Source organism: Massilia sp. NBRC 108631 (assembly GCF_059704565.1).
Map to the genome: position 1 here is coordinate 1 of NZ_BAAKJE010000300.1, position 239 is coordinate 239.

1 protein-coding gene is annotated in these 239 nt (G+C 64.0%); it reads left to right on the forward strand.

Annotation, left to right across the window (positions count from 1 at the left end; genetic code table 11):
• Positions 1–33 precede the first annotated feature (33 nt).
• Entirely contained in the window at positions 34–123 is a 90-nt protein-coding gene (locus AC6H42_RS32020) for a hypothetical protein (protein WP_497549827.1), read from the forward strand.
• Positions 124–239: the final 116 nt, after the last annotated feature.

Sequence of the window (239 nt, forward strand, 5' to 3'; positions counted from 1 at the left end):
TTCGTCTGGCCTCAGGCTGCCAGCGGGACAGTGATGCTGACGCAGGCGCAGTTGTCGATGCTGCTGGAAGGCATTGACTGGCGCAGGCCGGAACGTACGTGGCGCCCCCAATCGGCCTTGTAAACGTGGCCGGAGTTCCGTAAACTCGGGGCATGCTCACCGCCACCGACCTCCCTGACGACATCGCCGCCCTGAAAGCCATGCTGCTGGCGCGTGACGAGCAAGTCCAGCGTCTGAAG

Bases quoted from the DNA above. Each gene is read 5' to 3' on its own strand.
- AC6H42_RS32020 (WP_497549827.1), top strand. From the start codon at position 34: ATGCTGACGCAGGCGCAGTTGTCGATGCTGCTGGAAGGCATTGACTGG.